Annotated in this window: 16 protein-coding genes; 10 read left to right on the top strand and 6 right to left on the bottom strand. The window is 73.7% G+C overall.

Going from position 1 to position 17,969, the window contains the following annotated elements; genetic code table 11:
* The first annotated feature begins 30 nt into the window (after window positions 1–30).
* On the top strand, window positions 31–687 hold the full coding sequence (locus BTM25_RS01845; RefSeq protein WP_168211967.1) for an SPFH domain-containing protein: 657 nt from the start codon (window positions 31–33) through the stop codon (window positions 685–687).
* Between the two features lie 45 nt (window positions 688–732).
* Window positions 733–1,500 (top strand): sulfite exporter TauE/SafE family protein, encoded by a 768-nt coding sequence (locus tag BTM25_RS01840; protein ID WP_103561021.1) that lies wholly within the window; start codon window positions 733–735, stop codon window positions 1,498–1,500.
* Here BTM25_RS01840 and BTM25_RS01835 read toward each other — a convergent pair.
* Both BTM25_RS01835 and BTM25_RS01830 read right to left on the bottom strand, forming a co-directional pair.
* Complete coding sequence (locus BTM25_RS01835; protein ID WP_103561020.1) at window positions 1,497–2,417, bottom strand: Rieske 2Fe-2S domain-containing protein; 921 nt, start codon at window positions 2,415–2,417, stop codon at window positions 1,497–1,499. The two genes, BTM25_RS01840 and BTM25_RS01835, sit on opposite strands and share 4 nt — an antisense overlap.
* Window positions 2,418–2,523: 106 nt before the next feature.
* Window positions 2,524–4,752: a molybdopterin-dependent oxidoreductase gene (locus tag BTM25_RS01830; RefSeq protein ID WP_103561019.1), complete on the bottom strand. Its 2,229-nt coding sequence runs from the start codon at window positions 4,750–4,752 to the stop codon at window positions 2,524–2,526.
* A gap of 101 nt (window positions 4,753–4,853) precedes the next feature.
* Between BTM25_RS01830 and BTM25_RS01825 the strand changes: the two genes are divergently transcribed.
* The gene (locus BTM25_RS01825; RefSeq protein ID WP_235828048.1) at window positions 4,854–5,939 is read left to right on the top strand and encodes a CapA family protein; all 1,086 of its coding nucleotides are present in this window, start codon (window positions 4,854–4,856) and stop codon (window positions 5,937–5,939) included.
* Here the strand turns inward: BTM25_RS01825 and BTM25_RS01820 are convergent, their stop codons facing one another.
* Window positions 5,940–7,238, bottom strand: a complete 1,299-nt coding sequence (locus BTM25_RS01820) for a GH1 family beta-glucosidase (RefSeq protein ID WP_103561018.1) — start codon at window positions 7,236–7,238, stop codon at window positions 5,940–5,942.
* A gap of 95 nt (window positions 7,239–7,333) precedes the next feature.
* On the opposite strand from BTM25_RS01820, the gene BTM25_RS01815 reads away from it, so the two are divergent.
* A complete protein-coding gene (locus tag BTM25_RS01815; RefSeq protein ID WP_103561017.1) occupies window positions 7,334–7,957 on the top strand; it encodes a TetR/AcrR family transcriptional regulator in 624 nt (207 codons plus the stop codon).
* A 52-nt stretch (window positions 7,958–8,009) separates the two neighbouring features.
* Entirely contained in the window at window positions 8,010–8,618 is a 609-nt protein-coding gene (locus BTM25_RS01810) for an LURP-one-related/scramblase family protein (RefSeq protein WP_235828040.1), read from the top strand.
* A 78-nt stretch (window positions 8,619–8,696) separates the two neighbouring features.
* Here BTM25_RS01810 and BTM25_RS01805 read toward each other — a convergent pair whose 3' ends face one another.
* A complete protein-coding gene (locus BTM25_RS01805; protein WP_103561016.1) occupies window positions 8,697–9,845 on the bottom strand; it encodes a sensor histidine kinase in 1,149 nt (382 codons plus the stop codon).
* A 97-nt stretch (window positions 9,846–9,942) separates the two neighbouring features.
* Here BTM25_RS01805 and BTM25_RS01800 point away from each other — a divergent pair, with 97 nt between their 5' ends.
* Window positions 9,943–11,049: a ferritin-like domain-containing protein gene (locus tag BTM25_RS01800; RefSeq protein ID WP_103561015.1), complete on the top strand. Its 1,107-nt coding sequence runs from the start codon at window positions 9,943–9,945 to the stop codon at window positions 11,047–11,049.
* A 444-nt stretch (window positions 11,050–11,493) separates the two neighbouring features.
* The gene (locus BTM25_RS01795) at window positions 11,494–12,123 is read left to right on the top strand and encodes a septal ring lytic transglycosylase RlpA family protein (protein ID WP_235828033.1); all 630 of its coding nucleotides are present in this window, start codon (window positions 11,494–11,496) and stop codon (window positions 12,121–12,123) included.
* On the opposite strand, the gene BTM25_RS01790 is transcribed toward BTM25_RS01795, so the two are convergent.
* Entirely contained in the window at window positions 12,099–12,995 is an 897-nt protein-coding gene (locus BTM25_RS01790) for a hypothetical protein (RefSeq protein WP_103561013.1), read from the bottom strand. The genes BTM25_RS01795 and BTM25_RS01790 overlap by 25 nt on opposite strands.
* Before the next feature lie 281 nt (window positions 12,996–13,276).
* Between BTM25_RS01790 and BTM25_RS01785 the strand changes: the two genes are divergently transcribed.
* Window positions 13,277–13,639: a YkvA family protein gene (locus tag BTM25_RS01785; RefSeq protein WP_103561012.1), complete on the top strand. Its 363-nt coding sequence runs from the start codon at window positions 13,277–13,279 to the stop codon at window positions 13,637–13,639.
* Here the strand turns inward: BTM25_RS01785 and BTM25_RS01780 are convergent.
* On the bottom strand, window positions 13,629–14,384 hold the full coding sequence (locus BTM25_RS01780; protein ID WP_103561011.1) for an IclR family transcriptional regulator: 756 nt from the start codon (window positions 14,382–14,384) through the stop codon (window positions 13,629–13,631). The two genes, BTM25_RS01785 and BTM25_RS01780, sit on opposite strands and share 11 nt — an antisense overlap.
* A 1,405-nt stretch (window positions 14,385–15,789) precedes the next feature.
* Between BTM25_RS01780 and BTM25_RS29400 the strand changes: the two genes are divergently transcribed.
* Together BTM25_RS29400 and BTM25_RS01775 are read left to right on the top strand one after the other, a co-directional pair.
* On the top strand, window positions 15,790–15,936 hold the full coding sequence (locus tag BTM25_RS29400) for a hypothetical protein (protein WP_168211966.1): 147 nt from the start codon (window positions 15,790–15,792) through the stop codon (window positions 15,934–15,936).
* Between the two features lie 233 nt (window positions 15,937–16,169).
* On the top strand, window positions 16,170–17,966 hold the full coding sequence (locus BTM25_RS01775; RefSeq protein ID WP_103561010.1) for a fatty acyl-AMP ligase: 1,797 nt from the start codon (window positions 16,170–16,172) through the stop codon (window positions 17,964–17,966).
* Window positions 17,967–17,969 lie beyond the last annotated feature (3 nt).

Genomic DNA, 17,969 nt, shown 5'->3' with positions numbered 1-17,969 from the left:
GGCGGCGGCGCCCCGACCTACCATCCAGGGGTGCTCCTCGCGCTGATCGTCCTCGCCGTCGCGTGCCCCGTCCTCTACCTCGCCGCGGCGGTCCGGGTCGTGCCGGAGGCCGCGGCGGACGTCGTCGAGCGCCTCGGCCGCCACCACCGCACGCTCGCGCCGGGCGCCCGGCTGGTGTTCGCGCCGTTCGACCGGGTGCGGGCCCGCGTCGACCTGCGCGAACGCGTGCTGCCGTTCCCGGCCCGTCCGATCGCGACGGCGGAGAACCTGCTCGTCCACGTCGAGACGGTCGTCCGGTACGAGGTCGCCGACGCGCGGGCCGCGACCTACGCCGTCGCCGAACTGCACAGCGCGATCAGCGAGGTCGTCGTGACGGCGCTGCGCGCGGCGGTCGGGACGCGCGAGCTGGAGCAGGTCGCGCCGTCCCGCGCCGTCATCGGCGACGAGGTGCTCGCCGCGCTCGAAGGCCCCGCCGGACGCTGGGGCCTGCGGCTGCGCGCGGTCGAGCTGAAGGCCGTCGACCCGCCCGCCGGGCTCCGCGACGCCATCGAGGACGAGGCGCGCGCCGAGCACGAGAAGCGGGCCCGGATCCTGCGCGCCGAGGGCGAGCGGCAGGCCGCCATCCTCGCCGCCGACGGCGACCGGACCGCGACGGCCCTGCGGGCGGGCGGCGTCGTCCCGGGGTGACCCCGCCCGCCGCCCGGCTCCCCGCCTTCTCTACGCTCTTGGACCGTGGACGTGCTGGACGCGGTCGCGGTCTTCGCGGCGGGCATCGCCGCCGGGGGCATCAACACCGTCGTCGGCTCCGGCTCGCTGATCACCTTCCCGACGCTCGTCGCGCTCGGCTTTCCGCCCGTCGTCGCGAACGTCTCCAACAACATCGGGCTCGTGCCCGGCTCGGTGACCGGCGCGTACGGGTACCGGCGCGAGCTGCGCGGCCAGCGGGACCGGCTGCTGCGGCTCGGCTCGGCGTCCCTGCTCGGCGCGCTCATCGGCGGGACGCTGCTGCTCGCGCTGCCCGCCGGGGCGTTCCAGGTCATCGTTCCGGCGCTGATCGTGGTCGCGCTCGTGCTCGTGGTCGTCCAGCCCCGGCTCCAGAAGTGGCTCGTCGCCCGCCGGGACGGGGCGCCCCTGCACGGCGGCCCCTGGCTGTGGGCGTCGATCCTGCTCGCGGGCGTCTACGGCGGCTACTTCGGCGCCGCGCAGGGCATCATCCTCATCGCCGTGCTCGGCATCGCGCTGGACGACGAGATCCAGCGCGTCAACGCGGCGAAGAACGTCCTGTCGGCGGTGGTGAACGGGTCGGCGGCCGTCCTGTTCACCGGCCTGTGGCTGTTCTCCGACACGCGCATCGACTGGCTCGCCGTGCTGCTCATCGCGCTCGGCGCGACGCTCGGCGGCCTGCTCGGCGCACGCGTCGGCCGCCGCATCCCGCCGCCGCTGCTCCGCGCGGTGATCGTCGTCGTCGGGCTCGCGGCGCTCGCGAAGTTCCTGCTCTAGGGCAGCGGGCGGACCTGCACGACGCCATTGTCCAGCACGCGGGTCTCGAACGCGGGCTGCCGTCCGGTCGCGGGACCGTGCACGACCGCGCCGTCGTCCACCCGGAACGTGCTGCCGTGCCACGGGCAGACGACGCACAGCTCGTCGTCCCGGTCGTACACGATGCGGCCCTGGTGCAGCGGCCCGCCGAGGTGGCTGCACCGGTCGGTGAGGACGTGGATGTCGTCGTGGATGCGCAGCACGAACAGCGAGATGTAGCCGAGCCGCCGCGACACCGGCGCCCCGGGCGGCAGGTCGTCCAGCGAGCACAGGTCGTGCCAGCCGAGCGGCACGAGATGCTGCACCGGGTCGGCGTGGCTGACGCCCGCCGCCTGCCGGTACGCCAGATGGCCGCCGAGGTAGGCGCCGCCGAGCACGGCCGTGAGCCCGGCGAACCCGAGCGCCCGTCCGACGGCGTCCCGGCCGCGCAGCCGCGCGACGAGCGACGCCGCGTACAGCACGGTCGCGGTGGACGTCCCGAACGCGTGGACGAGCCCCGTCCGCTGCTGCTCGCGGTGCAGCGACGACCAGTCGGCGAGTCCCGCGAGCGCGGTCGGGACCGCCCCGGCGAGCCCGGCGGCGACGAGCGTCCCGGCCGCCCGCCGGTTGCCGGGCAGCAGGTCGAGCACGCCCGCCGACAGCCAGCACCCGATCGGCAGGTCCGTCATCGGCGCGTGCGCCGGATGTCCGAACGGCACCCCGTTCAGCAGATCCCGCAGCGGCCCGGCCGGCAGCACCCGCCGCGCGACGGACTGGACCGCCTCGACCACCGGGTCGAGCCGCTCCGCGCGCTCCATGCTCTCGGCGACGTCGGTCGGCCGCGCCCCCCGGCTCGGCCGGGCGACCCGCCGGAAGATGTTGCTCGCCCGTCGGTTCATGTCCCTCCTCGGGTGTGGCGCCGCTCTCGACACTATCCGCCGCTCCCCGAGGCGGCCACTCGGGGATCGGGCTCCTACCGCACGCCGCCGGTGCGAAACCCGGTGGTCACGCGACCGGCTCGACGGTGACGGGGACGCCGTTGAGGACGGCCGTGCCGGAGAGGGGGTCGATCTCGCGTTCGTCGGTGAGGGCGTTGACGCTGACGCCGGGGTCGGCGCTCGCGACGCGGGTCCGGGTGCCGGGACGGTCGTGGCCCCAGCCGTGCGGGAGGCTGACGACGCCGGGCATCAGGCGGTCGGTCGGCTCGGCGACGGCCTCGACGGTCCCGGTGCGGGCGGTGACGCGGACGCGGGCGCCCGCGGTGACGCCGAGGCGCCCGGCGTCGGCGGTGCTGAGCTGGAGCGTGCACGTGTTGGAGCCGCCGGTCAGTTCCGGGACGTTGTGCAGCCAGCTGTTGTTGGAGCGCAGGTGGCGGCGGCCGATGAGGACGAGCCCGGGATCGGCCGGGGCAGCGTCCAGGGCGGCGCGGAGCCGTCCGGTGTCGGCGGCGAACGCGGGCGGGCACAGCTCGATGCGGCCGGACGCGGTGCAGAGCACTTCGTCCAGGCGCGGTTCGAGCGCGCCGAGGTCGATGCCGTGCGGGTGCTCGTCGCGCAGCCGGGCGAGGGTGAGGCCGGACGGGTCGTCGCCGAAGCCGTCCCCGTACGGGCCGAGGCGCAGCATCATGTCGAGCCGCTGTTCGGTGCGGGTGCCGTCGGTGAGGGCCTTGCGGAGTTCGCCGGGGTCGCGGCCGTGGACGGGCGAGCCGGGCAGCGCGACGGCCTTCCGCAGCGTGTCCGCGATGATCATCTCGTCCAGGTCGCCGGGCGCGGCGTCCAGCCCGGACGCGGTCACGGCGAGCCGGGCGAGGATCGCGGCCTCGCTGGGCCGCCCGGCGGGCGCCGGGACGACCGGCGGCGAGTACCGCGCGTAGTTGCGGACGGCGAGGCCGAGCAGCGCGACGTCGTAGTGCGGCGTCTGCCGGGGCCGGGGCGGCGGCAGGACGACGTGCGCGTGCCGCGTCGTCTCGTTCAGGTAGGGGTCGACGCTGACCATGAGGTCGAGCGTGGCGAGCGCCCGGTCCAGCCGCGCGGCGTTCGGCGCGGACAGGGCGGGGTTCCCGCCGATCGTGATCAGCGCGCGGACGCGGCCCTCGCCGGGCGTCTCGATCTCGTCGGCGAGGGTCGCGACGGGCAGTTCGCCCATCGTCTCGGGGAGCCGCCGGACGCGGCTGTGCCAGCGGCCGGTCGCGAACGGCCGGCGGGGACGGTGGACGGACCGGTGCGCGGGCCGCGCGAACATCGCGCCGCCGGGACGGTCGAGGTTGCCGGTGACGATGTTGAGGACGTCCACGAGCCAACTGCTGAGCGTCCCGAACGCCTGGACGGTCGTGCCGAGCCGCCCGTAGACGGCGGCGCGCGGCGCGGCGGCGAGCGCGCGGGCCAGGCGCCGCGTCGTCGCGGGCTCGACGCCGGTGACGCGCGCGACGCGTTCGGGCGTGAGGTCGTGCACGAGCGCGCGGACGTCGTCCAGCCCGTTGAGCCGGTCGAGCAGGGCGGCGGGCGGGGCGACGAGATCCTCGGCGAACAGGACCTGGACGAGCGCGGCGAGCAGGAACGCGTCCGCGCCGGGCCGCAGGAAGACGTGCTCGTCGGCGAGGTCGGCGGTGCGGGTGCGGCGCGGGTCGACGACGGTGACCGTCCCGCCGCGTTCGCGGACCGCGCGCAGCCGCTTCGGGAAGTCGGGCGCCGAGCACAGGCTGCCGTTGGACTCCAGCGGGTTCGCGCCGAACATCAGCAGGTGGCCGGTGCGGTCCAGGTCGGGGACGGGGATCGCGGCGGGGTCGCCGAACAGGTGGCCGGAGCTGACGTGCTTCGGCATCTGGTCGGCGGTGGACGCGGTGTAGACGTTGCGGGTGCGCAGCGCCTTGACGACGGCGGGCGCGTACAGCGGCCCGGCGATGGAGTGGGCGGCGGGGTTGCCGATGTAGACGGCCACTGCATCGTTCCCGTAGCGGTCGATGACGTCCCGCAGCCGGGTGTGGACGTGCCGGAACGCCTCGTCCCAGCCCGTCTCGGCGTGGCCGTCGGCGCCGCGCAGCAGGGGCGCGTCGAGACGGTCGGGGTCGGCGTCGAGGCGGCCGAGGGACGCGCCCTTCGGGCAGAGGAAGCCTCGGCTGAACGGGTCGTCGGGATCGCCGCGGACCTCGGTGATGACGTCGTCCTCGATGCGCAGCCGGAGCCCGCAGACGGCCTCGCACAGGGGACAGGTTCGGAAGGCGGTACGGCTCGCCATGAGATGCGCTCCAGGATGCTTTCCAGGGGTGGTCACCCCATGATGCCCGCGCGGACGGTGGTGGTACGGTCCGATCGCGGCCGAACGCTGAGGAGAACACCGTGGTCATCCAGGGACACCGGGCGTCGGCCGCGGCCGTCGCGGCGCTCGCGCTGCTGGCGCTCGCCGCGTGCGGCGGGAACGAGGAGCCGGCCGGGGCGGGGACGCCGCCGCCCGCGTCGTCGAAGGCTCCGCGCGTGACGCCGTCCGCGCCGGTCAAAGAGCCGATTCTGCTGGCCTTCGGCGGGGACACGCATTTCGAGGGCCAATTGCGGTCGCGGCTGGCGTCGCCGGGAACGGCGCTCGGCCCGGTGGCGAGACTGCTGCGCGCCGCTGATTTCGCGATGGTCAACCTGGAGACGTCGATCACGACGCGCGGCACTCCGGCGCCGGGCAAGGAGTTCACGTTCCGCGCGCCGCCGTCGGCTTTCACGGCGCTGCGCGCGGCCGGGGTGGACGTGGCGTCGATGGCCAACAACCACGGCATGGACTTCGGCGAGGTCGGTCTTCAGGATTCGCTGCGCGCCATCAGGACGAGCAAATTCCCGACGGTGGGCATCGGAAAGGACGCCGACGCGGCCTACCGTCCTTATCGCGTCACCGTGAAGGGCAACCGCCTGGCGGTCATCGGCGCGACGCAGGTCCTGGACGACCAGTTGATCGAAGCCTGGACGGCGACGGACGCGAAAGGCGGCCTGGCCTCCGCCAAAGACGAGCCGCGCATGGTCGAGGCCGTCCGCGAGGCCCGCAGGACGTCCGACATCGTGATCGTCCACCTGCACTGGGGCCAGGAGTTGAAGAACTGCCCGCTCCCGCGTCAGCAGGAGTTGGCGAAGAAACTCGTGGCGGCGGGCGCGGACGTCGTGGTGGGCGGGCACGCGCACGTCCCGCTCGGCGGCGGCTACCTGGACGGGAAATACGTCCACTACGGCATGGGCAATTTCGTGTTCTCGTCCGCGAACGGCCAGACGGCGAACTCGGGCGTCCTGTTCCTGCGCCTGGAGGGACGCAAGGTGACGGCCGCGAAATGGCGGCCCGCGCGCATCGCGAACGGCCTGCCGATCCCGCTGACCGGCGCGGCGGCGACGGCCGAGACGAACCGCTGGAACGGCCTGCGGGCCTGCACCGGCCTCACCGCCCGCCCCTAGTCAGGCGCGTGAGCGGGAGATCAGGTCCCGGTACCAGGTGAACGACCGCTTCGGGGTGCGGCGCTGCGTCGCGTAGTCGACGTGGACGAGCCCGAACCGAGCGTGGTATCCCGTCGCCCACTCGAAGTTGTCGAGCAGGGACCAGACGAAATAACCGCGCACGTCCGCACCGGCGTCCATCGCGTCCTGCACGGCCGCGATGTGCGAGGCCAGGAAGGCGATGCGGTCGGTGTCGGGCACCACGCCGGACGCGTCGGGCTCGTCGGGGAACGCCGCGCCGTTCTCGGTCACGACCAGCGGCGGCAGCGCGGCGCCGTACCGGGCGCGCAGGCCGACGAGCAGGGCGGTCAACTGGTCGGGGACGATCGGCCAGCCCGTCCCGGTGACGTCGTGGCCGGGCGCGTCCACCATGTCGAACGGCAGCGGCGAACCGGGACCGGGCGAGGTCAGCCAGGTCGGCTGGTAGTAGTTCACGCCGAGGAAGTCCAACGGCGCCGCAATGACCGCGAGGTCGTCGGCGCGGACCACGTCGTCCAGTCCGGGAACGTCGGGATACGAACCCGTCAGCACCGGATCGGTGAAGAGACGGTTCATGAACACGTCGAACGCCTCGGCGGCCCCGGCCGAGGACGCGTCCGCGGGCAGGGCGGGCGAATAGTGGTTCGCCAGACCGATCCGGGCCGCGCCGCGCTCACGCAGGACGCCCGTCGCGAGGCCGTGCCCCAGCAGTTGGTGGTGCGCGGTGGGCAGGGCGTCCATCATGAGCGTCCGGCCCGGCGCGTACATGCCGAGCGCGTAGCCGTAGGCCATCACGACGACGGGCTCGTTCAGCGTGATCCACGCGTCCACCCGGTCGCCGAGGCGGTCGGCGACGAGCGCGGCGTAGTCGGCGAACCGGGCGGCCGTGTCGCGGTTCATCCAGCCGCCCGCGTCCTCCAGCGGCTGCGGCAGGTCCCAGTGGTAGAGCGTCACGACGGGCGCGATGTCCTTGCCGAGCAGGCCGTCCACGAGCCGGTCGTAGAAGTCGAGCCCCGCCGGGTTGGCCGCGCCCGTCCCGGACGGCTGCACGCGCGGCCACGCGACGGAGAACCGGTAGGCGTCCACGCCGAGGGCGCCGAGGAGCCCGACGTCCTCGGCCCAGCGGTGGTAGTGATCACACGCGACGTCGCCGGTGTGGCCGTCGCGGACGCGGCCGGGCGTGTGCGCGAAGACGTCCCAGGTGGACGGCCCGCGTCCGTCCTCGTCCACCGCGCCCTCGATCTGGTACGCGGCGGTCGCGACACCCCACTGGAACGGCATGGGCCCCTCCTCAACGCGAAAGAGATTCGGATCCTAGCCGCGCTCCAGGGTGATCGGCCGTACGCGTCCCGTCGCGATTGGGTGACAATGGTCGGGTGACCGAGATCCGGACCCCCCTCCGCCGGCGGCCCGCCCAGCGCCGCAGCGCCGAACGCGTCCAGCGCATGCTCGACGCCTGCGCCGGGATCCTCGACGAGGACGGCTACGACGGCCTCACCACGACGAAGATCGCGCAGCGCGCCGACGTCGCGATCGGGTCGGTCTACCAGTTCTTCCCCGACAAGCGCGCCGTCGCCCAGGCCCTCGCGCTGCGCAACTTCGAGCAGTTCGGCGACCGCGTCGCCGAGCGCCTGGCCGCCGGCGCGTTCGCCGACTGGTCGGACTCGGTCGGCGCGATCATCGAGGTGTTCGTGGACATGCACCGCACAGTCCCGGGCTTCCGCGTCCTGCGGTTCGGCGACGTCGCGGACACGAACCTGCTGGACGCCGCCGCCGACAACAACTCGGTCGTCGCCGAGGGGCTGCGCGACCTGGTCGTCCGGACGTTCGCGCTCGCCGACACCCCCGCGCTGGCGCGGGCGCTCGCGGTCGCGGTGGAGGCGGGCGACGCGATCCTCAAGATGGCGTTCCGCCGCAACCCCGACGGCGATCCGGCGATCATCGCCGAGGCCGAGCGGCTGATCCACGGCTACCTGGCCGACCACATCGTGGAGGCGTGAGCGGAGCGGCCGGGGTTGTGCCACACTCCCCCAAACCCTCCGAAAGAAACAGGTGCGAGCGTTGGACGACGCGCAACTCCAGAGCCAGCAGCGGCTGCTGATCCGGCAGCGGATCCGGCTCATGGTGAACCAGTACGAGGTCCACACCGAGAACGCCGACGGAAGCGAGGGTCCCCTCCTCGCGTTCGCGCAGCAGAAGCGGCTGGCGTTCAAGGAGCAGGTCACGATCTACGCCGACGCCGAGAAGTCCCGGCCGCTGCTCGCCTTCAAGGCCCGCAAGCGCATCGACCTGGCGTCCGCGTACGACATCACGGACGCGTCCGGGCAGCCGATCGGCGTGTTCCGCAAGAACTTCAAGAAGTCGCTGGTGAAGTCCACCTGGCACCTGGAGCAGCCGGGGCTCGGCGAGACGACGGGCAGTGAGCGCAGCACGTTCGTCGCGGTCCTGCGGCGGCTGTGGAACTTCATTCCCTACGTCGAGAACCTGCCGTTCGCCTGGCCGTACCACTTCGACTTCACGGCCGGGGAGCAGGTCGTCTTCACGGTGGACAAGAAGTTCGGCTTCCGCGACCGCTACGTGGTCGAGATCAACGACCCCCGGCTGGACCGCCGGCTCGTGATCGCGCAGGCCGTGGCGCTGGACGCCCTCCAGTCCCGCTGACCGTCCGGCCGGGGCAGCGTCCGCCCCGGCACGGCCGTCAGGCCGGCGACGACCGGCGCCTCCGCTCGTGCGCGCCTCTCACGGGCTGCCCGAGACCGCGCTCGGACGCGACTCCTCCGGGACGGCCGGCACGGTCACGAACAGCCGGAAGCCGCCGCCCTCACCGGCGCCCGCGGTGACCGTCCCGCCCGCCGCGGCGACCCGCTCGGCGAGCCCGGACAGCCCGTTGCCCGGCGTGGGCGCGGCGGCGGCCCGTCCGTCGTCGGCGACCTCCAGCGTCGCGGCGCCGTCGGCGCGGCCGACCGTGATCGAGCAGTGCCGGGCGCCCGAGTGCCGGGCGACGTTCGTGGCCGCCTCCCGGACGGCCCAGCCGAACAGGGCGTCCACGGCGGCGGGCAGGTCGCCGTCGGGCACGTCCACGGTGGCCTCGACCGACGCGGCGGCCAGCACCGCCCGCGCCGACGCGATCTCCTCGCGCAGGCCGCGGGCGCGGTAGCCGGAGATCGTCCCGCGCACGTCGGCGAGCGCCTGCCGCGCCACGGAGCGGATGTCGTCCATCTCGGCGACGGTCCGGCCGGTGTCGCGCAGCGCGATCTCGCTCTTCAGGACGATCAGCGACAGGCTCTGCCCGAGCAGGTCGTGCAGGTCGCGCGCGATGCGCAGGCGCTCGTCGGCGGCGGCGAGCCGGGCGACCTCGCCGCGCGCCTCCTTGAGCTGGTGGACGAGCGTGCGCGAGTGCCGGAACGCGCCGAGCAGCATCCCGACCGAGAACGTCGTGATCGCCAGCGACGCCGTCTCGGACGTCCCGACGCCCGTCGCCGCGCCTTGGACGGCGAGCAGCGCGGCGCACCCGGCCGGGGCGAAGAACGCGCCGGGGGACGGCAGCGTCATGGTCGAGACGGTCGAGAGGTAGATCGGCAGCCCGATCCACATCGAGCCGAACGCGAACGGCAGCCCGGCCGTCAGCGCCGTCAGCGCGCCGAGCAGCGCCCAGGTGACCGGCGGGCACGGGTCGAGCCACGTCCGGCGGCTCGCGAGCGTCGCGACGTAGACCGCGACGAAGGCGGCGAGCGCGGTGAGGCCGAGGACGCGGCGGGCGCCGTCCTCGTGCGCGATGTCGGTGCCGGTCGGCACGAGGTAGAGCAGGCCGAGCGACCCCCACACCGAGCGCCGGAGCCGGCCGGGCGAGTCCGAATCGCCGAAGAAGGCGGAGCTGACGGTTTTCATCTGGCCCACACGGTAGCCGTAGCGCGCTTTACATGTTACGAAGGAATGTAAAGCGGTGGGCTCTCAACAGCCCTCCACCCCCCGAGGAGGCGTGCCCGTGAGTTCCTTCGACCTGTACTCCGTCCCCGTGCCGAACGACACCTGGAACGTACCGATGGCCGGCGACTCCCGCTTCACCTGGGAGTACGACGGCGGACGCGACCGGCTGCTGGACCTGTACCAGAAGGGCAAGGACAAGCAGTGGGACGCCCAGAAGCGCATCGACTGGGACCAGGAGGTCGATCCGAACAACGTCGCCGGCCTCCCGGACGAGTTCAACCCGCTCCTCGGCTCCGACATCTGGGCCAAGATGTCCGAGCGCGAGCAGGACGAGTTCGGCCACCACCAGGGGTCCTGGCTGTTCAGCCAGTTCCTGCACGGCGAGCAGGGGGCGCTGAACGTGTCCGCGCGGATCGTCCAGTCCGTCCCCGACCTGGACTCCAAGTTCTACGCCGCCACCCAGACGATGGACGAGGCGCGGCACGTCGAGCTGTACGCCAAGTTCGTCCACGAGAAGATCGGGATGTACTACCCGGTCAACCAGGACCTCGCGAAGCTGCTCTCCGAATCCCTGGAGGACAGCCGGTGGGACCTGCCCTACCTCGGCATGCAGGTCCTCATCGAGGGGCTCGCGCTGGCCGCGTTCGGCCTCTACCGCGACCTGGCGACCAACCCGCTCGTGAAGCAGCTCCTCGCCTACGTCATGCAGGACGAGGCCCGGCACGTCGCGTTCGGACGGCTCGCGCTCAAGGACTACTACGCCGAGCTGACCGAGAAGGAGCGGGCCGAGCGCGAGGAGTTCGTGGTCGAGGGCTGCTACCTGATGCGCGACCGGTTCACCGGGCGCGAGGTCTTCGAGACGCTGGGCATGCCCGTGCAGCAGTGCATGGAGTACGTCGACCAGTCGTCGGTGTTCCGGCTCTACCAGTCGCTGCTGTTCAGCCGGATCGTCCCGTGCGTGAAGGACGTCGGCCTGTGGGGCGACAAGGTGCAGGCCGCGTACGCCGACATGGGCGTCCTCGACAACGCCAAGGCCGACCTCGAAGCGCTCATGCGGCAGGACGAGGAGATCGCCGAAAAGGTCGATCAGGAACGCCATGCGCAGGAGTTGGCCGTCCGCCGGCAGGAGGTCGACGAGGCCATCGAGCTGGGCGCCGCCGGCTGATCATTTCGCCCGCGGGGCCGTGCCGGGACGCCGGTGCGGCCCCGTCGCCATTCCCGTGATCTTCCGGTGATAGTGATCATGGGTTTTCGGTAACGCGCGGGTACTGATCCACTCCATAGCGCTGAAAGGGCAGGTGATAAACCCCACAAAGAGCGTCCGCACGGTTGTGTCGCCGAGATTTCCACCTACGGTCGAGGACTTGTGTGCGGAACGCCGTGAGGAGGCGGTGCCCGCACCGGCCGGACGCCGGCCCGCGGCGACGCGGGCGAGCGCCCTTCGGGGGCTTGAAAAGGCGGGCGCGCCCACGGGGTCGTTTCCCCCGGCGGGCCGGCCCGCGCGGTGCTGCGCGCGTGTGCGCGCCACCGCGACCTTCCACGGCGGGAGACGGCGCGTGCGCCGCCCCGCCGGGCGTCCGGGGACCTGTCCCCGATCAAAGGACCTTTCGTGGGCCGACATCGCCCTGAACTCGATATCCGTCGCTCTCTCGCACGTCTTCCGCGCGGTGTCGCCGCCCGGATCGCCGCATCCGGGGCACGTCTGCGGACCGTCCTCATCGTCTCCGGCGCCGCCGTCGCGGTGCTCGCCGTGAGCGCCGGGACCGTCCTCGCCACCGGCGGCTCGGGCCCCCGGCCCGCCGCGGCGGCCCAGCCCACCGCAGCCCCCCTCGCCGACGCGCCGCGCGCCACACCGAGCGCCACGCCGACGCGGACCCGCAAGGCCCGTCCCGCCAAGCCGCTCGCGCAGAGCGTCCGGGACGAGAAGCCGAAGCCCAAGCCGAAGGTCCTCGACAGCGGCACCTGCGAGGCGTCCTTCTACGGCGAGGGCCAGATGACGGCCAGCGGCGAGCCGTTCGACCCGAGCGGGCTGACCGCCGCGCACAAGACGCTGCCGCTCGGCTCCAAGGTGCGGGTCACCAACCAGAACAACGGCAAGTCGGTGGTCGTCCGCATCAACGACCGCGGGCCGTTCGTCGCCGGACGCTGCCTGGACCTGTCGACGGGCGCGATGTCGGCCGTCGGCGGCATGGGCTCCGGGGTGATCCCCGTCCGCTACGAGGTGCTCTCGCGCGGCTGAGGCACCAGCAGCGCCGCGCGGCCCGGCTCCCTCGGCGCCGTGACGGCCGCGAACCGCTCCCGGAACCACTCGGTCAGCGCGGCGTCCAGCCGCACGGCCTCGGTGATCGGCGGCCGGGCCTCGGTGCCCGGCTCGGCCGCCAGCGCGTGGTCCATCGGGAACGTCACCGCCTCGGTGGCCGACGCGCCCGTCCGGACGAGCCGGTCCCGCAGGGCGGTGACCTCGCCGGGCGGGACGATCCGGTCCCGCGACCCGGCGACGAGCAGCAGCGGGACGTTCCGGTCCGCGACGTCCCGCGCGCGGGCGCCGAGGTCGAGCCGGCCGGCGAGGGCGGTGGCGCGCCGGTCCCACGTGCGGCGCCGTCCGGACCGGTTCTCCAGCGCCCGCGCCGAGCGGTGCGGGGACACGACCGGCGTCACCAGCGCGGCGGCGCTCACCGGGACGGTCCCGGCGGCGACCGTGAGCAGCGCCGCCGCCGCGCCCGTCGAGAAGCCGGTGAGGCCGACGGGGCCGTCCGGCACGCCGAGGTCGCTGCGCAGGTCGTCCAGGACGGCCGGGAGCCGCGCGACGGCGGTCTCGACGGCCGTCCCGTAGGACTCCATCGCCCGCGACTCCAGGAACGAGCCGGAGCCGAGGCCGTCGGGCGGCGCGTCGCTCGGCAGCTCCAGGTAGACGCGCCAGGTCGGGACGCCCGTCAGCGGCAGCGCGAGCGCCAGCGACACCGCCGAGCGCGGCGGGTCGAAGCCGGGCCAGCCGACGATCATGCGGGTCGGGCCGGCCGGGCGCGCGTCCACGGCCGTGGGCGGCAGGGCGAGATAGGCGACGCCCGCGGCGACGCCGTGGACGGGTCCCTCGATGTGCTCTCCGCTCATGACCTGCGTCAACTCCTGAAGCCGCGTCTCCCCGTCGCATGGTTCCAGCGGACGCGCCCGGCGGCGGGGTGAACCCGACCGTCCATGGCCGTCGCGTAAGGGAGCCGTCACCCTTGGTAACACGGCTTGCGCAACGCCGTCAGGGTTATGGCGCTTCTGCCCGGAAACCTCTCCGGCCGGTCATCGATAAAAGGGAACGAACGGGGCATTTTGTCCGTCTTAGTGAGTCGTGGGCGCTGCGGGGGCGCGCCCGTCCAACGTCACGGGGAAGGAGCGCGCCGGTGGACAAGAAGCGCGGTGCCGCCGCCGCAGGGCAGGCGTGGCAGATCTACAGCGAGACCCGCGAGGCCGGGGCGCCCGGGTTCGGGGAGCGGGCGCGGGCGGTGCCCCGGATGGTGAAGGCCGTCCTCAAGGGCGACTACAAGGGCCTGTCGATCGGGACGCTCGGGCTGCTCGCGCTCGGGATCGTCTACATCGTCTGGCCGCTCGACGCGATCCCCGAGGTGCTGCCCGTCGTGGGCCTGGCCGACGACGCGGGGGTCTTCCTCTGGCTACTCGCGATGCTCGTGCGGCACGCGGGCGACTTCGTGCGGTGGGAGCACAGCGGACGGCCGCGCGTCGTCCCCGGCGACGTCACCGACTGACGCCGCCCGGGGCCAGCTCCGCCGCGAACCGCTCGGCGATCGCGCGCATGGCGGGAACGACGGCGCCGAGCGCCTCGCCCGTCATGCGCGCGGACGGCCCCGACACCGACAGCGCCGCCGGGGCGGGCGCGCCCGGCAGCGGCACGGCGACGCAGCGGACGCCGATCTCCTGCTCCTCGTCGTCCAGCGCGTAACCGCGCTCGCGGGTCCTCGCCAGCTCCTCGATCAGCGCGTCCGGGTCGGTGAGCGTGCGCGGGGTGTTGGCGGGCATGCCGGTGCGGGCCAGGATCTCGCGGACGCGCGGCTCGTCCAACTGCGCCAGCAGCGCCTTGCCGACGCCCGTGCAGTGCGGCTTCACACGCCGTCCGACCTCGGTGAACATGCGCATCGAGTGCCGGGACGGGACCTGCGCGACGTACACGACCGCGTCGCCCTCCAGCACGGCCATGTTCGCCGTCTCGCCGACCTCGTCCACCAGCCGCGCCAGCGCCGGCCGCGCCCACGAGCCGAGCAGCCGTCCCGCGCCGTCGCCGAGCCTGATCAGCCGCGGCCCGAGCGCATACCGCTTCGACGGCTCCTGCCGCACGTACCCGAGGTTCACCAGCGTGCGCATCAGCCGGTAGATCGTGGGCATCGGAAGACCCGAGACCTCCGTCAGCTCCGACAGCGCGAGCTCGCCCCCCGCGTCCGCGAGGTGCTCCAGCAGCTCGAAGGCGCGCTCCAACGACCGGACGGCTTCCGCCACGGACGCCTCCTCTCTCGGGGCCTCGATGCCGATTCTACGGAGAACTGATTTCACTATGCGAAATGACCACGAAGGGTTACCGACCGGGGATCCTCGGTAATAACCACGACAGCCCGGTGCGCACCGCACCACCCCCCGGGGCGCTCGAACCGAGGGGAGGCGCACAGTGGACCCGGCCCGCGCAACCCTCGCAGCCCTGGCCGCCGCGGTCTTGGCCTTCCAGCCCGTCCCCGCCACCGCCGCCCCACGCCTCTGCACCGCGCCCGCCCCCCAGATTCCCCCCACGTGGCCCAACACCCTGACGCTGCTCCTGGACCTAGAGCCGGGCGACCTCTCCCCAGAGCTCCCGCCCACAGACGACGCAAGCGACCTACCGAACACCACCAACGACGGCCCACCCTCACCCGCCCCGCCCGCTGCGAACCCGCACGAGGCTGCGCCGCCCAAAGACGCAGGCCCTAGCCCGACGGCATGCCCGGCCAACTCTCCGTGCGTCGCAAGCGGCACCCCCCACCCAGGCGCGGCCGTGCCCCGCGAGGACGCGAGCGGCGCGCACGCCCCGCCGCACGCCGACGGCGAATGTCGCCCGACGACGGGCGCGGCGCCTAGCGACGCGGGCGGTCTCCCGCGCGCCGCGAGCAGCGGCCCGCGCCCGAATGCGGCCGTGCCGCGCGGCGACGCGTCCGGCTGGCCGCGTCCGCGCGAGGACGCGGGCGTCCCGGTGCACGCGGGCGGTGGGTGTCGCCCGGCGGCGGGCGCGGCGATTGGCGGCGCGGGCACTCTCCCGCGCGCCGCGAGCAGCGGGCCCCATCCGCGTGCGGCTGTGCCGCGCGGGGACGCGGGTGCGGTGACGCATGTCGGTGGCGGTGGGTCTCGTCCGGCGGCGTGCGCGGACGGCTCGCTGTGCGTTGCAGGCGGCGGCCCGCGCGCGGGTGTGGCCGTTCCGCGCGGGGACGCGGGCGCGGCTGTGCCGCGCGAAGGTGCGAGCGGCGCGCACGCCCTGCCGCACGCGGGCGGTGGGTCTCGGCCGTCGGCGGGCGCGGTGGCTGGTGAGGCGGGCGGTCTGCCGCGCGCTGCGAGTAGCGGGCCGCGTCCGCTTGAAGTTGTGCCGGGTGAGGGCGCGGACGTTGCGGGGGGTGCGGGCGGCGGGGCGGGTCCGCGCGAGGGGGCTGGCGGCGCGGGTGGGGCGGTGGGTCCGGCGGGGGGCGTGGACGGTGGGACGGGTGGGCTTCCGCGTGTTGCGGGTGGCCAGGGCTTGGCGGATGTCGGTGAAGGTGGGGCTGGGCCGCGTGAGGGTTTGGGGGAGTTGCCGCGGTCTGTGGGGGGTGGGGTGCCTCGGTTGCCCAAGGCCGCTCCTCGGGTGCCTGTTGTCGCTCCTTCGGTGCGTGGGGGTGGGCGGGGGGAGATGACGCTCACCGCGCAGGACGGGACGGGGAGTGGGCGTGACTGGGTCGTCGTGCTCGCCGCGTTCGTGCTCGCGGAGACGGCGATCTTGTGGGTGGGGGCGTGTCTCGGGGTCTGGCGGCGGCGCCGGGCGTTGCGGGACGAGTGACAGACGGCGTGGTGGTGAGGCCGGGGTCGTTGTCACGGGCGTGACAAACGTGTCCGCGTCGAATGTGGTCGTTGGCTAATATCGCTGTCCATTTACCTTCGGGTAGCTTCACATCGCACGGTCCCGCCGGTCAGCCGGGGCGAGCGTCGCCCGCCCGGCGTCAACCGCCGCACGTCCGCCGACGCGCGCAGCCTGATGCGCCCGTCCGGCCCATCCCCCGGGAGTTTGTTCCAATGGCACTGGGTTCGCTGCTTCCCGAACTCCGTCCCGGCGGCTCCGGCCGCACCCCGCTCATCGAGCGGGTCGCGCGCTGGGCCAGGGAGAAGCCGGATGCGCCCGCCTTCACGTTCGTGGACTACTCGCTCCGGCCGTCCGGCGCGCACCTCACGCTGAGCTGGAGCGAGACGGACCGGCGGGCGCGGGCGACGGCGGCGCGGCTGCGGCAGGTCGCCGAGCCCGGCGAGCGCGCGGCGCTGCTGCTCCCGCAGACGCTCGAATACATGATGACGATGCTCGGCGCGATGTACGCGCACGTCGTCGCGGTGCCGCTGTTCTCGCCGGACCTGCCGGGCCACGCCGAGCGGCTCATCGGCGCGTACACCGACGCCGAGCCCGCGGTGATCGTGACGACGCGGAACGCGCTGCCGCACGTCGAGAAGTTCCTCGCCGACCACGACGTCCCGCAGCCCCGGGAGATCGTGTTCGCCGAGGAGGTCGACCCGGACCTCGCCGGGACGTGGCGGGACGAGCCCGTCGGCTTCGACGACCTCGCCTATCTCCAGTACACGTCCGGGTCGACGCGGCGTCCGGCCGGGGTGGAGATCACGCACGGGAACGTCACCGCGAACGCCGCGCAGCTCTGGGCGGGGTGGGCGCCGGACCGGCCGGACCCCGAACTGGTGAGCTGGCTGCCGCTGTTCCACGACATGGGCCTCATCGCGACGATGGCGCTGCCGCTGGTGAACGGGAACCACGCGATCTACACCGATCCGGTGTCGTTCATCATGAACCCGATGCGGTGGATGGAGCTGATCGCGAGCCGTCCGGGCAAGAACGTCTATACGGCCGGGCCGAACTTCGCCTACGAGTACGTCGCGACGATGGCGAAGCCGAACAAGATCGCCGGGCTGGACCTGAGCGGGCTGACGACGTGCCTGAACGGCGCGGAGCCGATCCGTCCGTCCACGCTGCGGACGTTCGCGGACGCGCTGGCCCCCGCCGGGCTGCGGCCGGGCGCGCAGGCCCCCGGCTACGGGCTCGCCGAGGCGACGGTGTTCGTGTCGGCGGCGGCCGAGGACGCCCCGCCGCGCCTGATCACCGTGGACCGGGACAAGCTGACGCAGGGCGTGCTGGAGGAGTGCCCGGCGGACGCCCCGCACGCGAACACGCTGGTGTCCTGCGGCCGTCCGCACGGGCAGATCGTCGCGATCGTGGACCCCGAGACGCGCACCGAGCGCCCGGACGGCACCGTCGGCGAGATCTGGGTCCACGGACCGAACACCGCGCGCGGCTACTGGCGCAACTCCGAGCGCAGCCAGAGCACGTTCGGCGGCGAACTGGACGAGCCGGGCGAACTGCCCGCCGGGCCGTGGATGAAGACGGGCGACTACGGGGTCGTCCACGACGGCGAGCTGTACGTGACGGGCCGCATCAAGGACCTGATCATCGTGGACGGCCGCAACCACTACCCGCAGGACATCGAGGTGACGACGCAGGAGGCGCACCTGGCCGTCCGTCCGGAGTTCGTGGCGGCGTTCGCCGTCCCGGGGGACGAGACGGAGCGGCTCGTCGTCGTGGCCGAGCGCAACCGGCGCGTCCCGCTGGGCCGGCTGGACCTGGAAGAAGTCGAGTCGGCCGTCCGCGCGGCGATCAATGTGGAGCACGAGATGAGCGTTCACGAGTTCGTGCTCATCGAGCCGGGTGGGATCTCCCGGACGTCGAGTGGCAAGATCGCCAGAGCAGCGACGCGGCAGAGGTACCTTGACGGCGCGCTGCTGACGACGGCGGCACGGATCGCCTCCCGCGGCTAACTC

Source organism: Actinomadura rubteroloni, assembly GCF_002911665.1.
Classification (GTDB): domain Bacteria; phylum Actinomycetota; class Actinomycetes; order Streptosporangiales; family Streptosporangiaceae; genus Spirillospora; species Spirillospora rubteroloni.
Note: the sequence above shows the minus strand (reverse complement) of the source record. Positions and strands in the feature narration are given on the sequence as shown.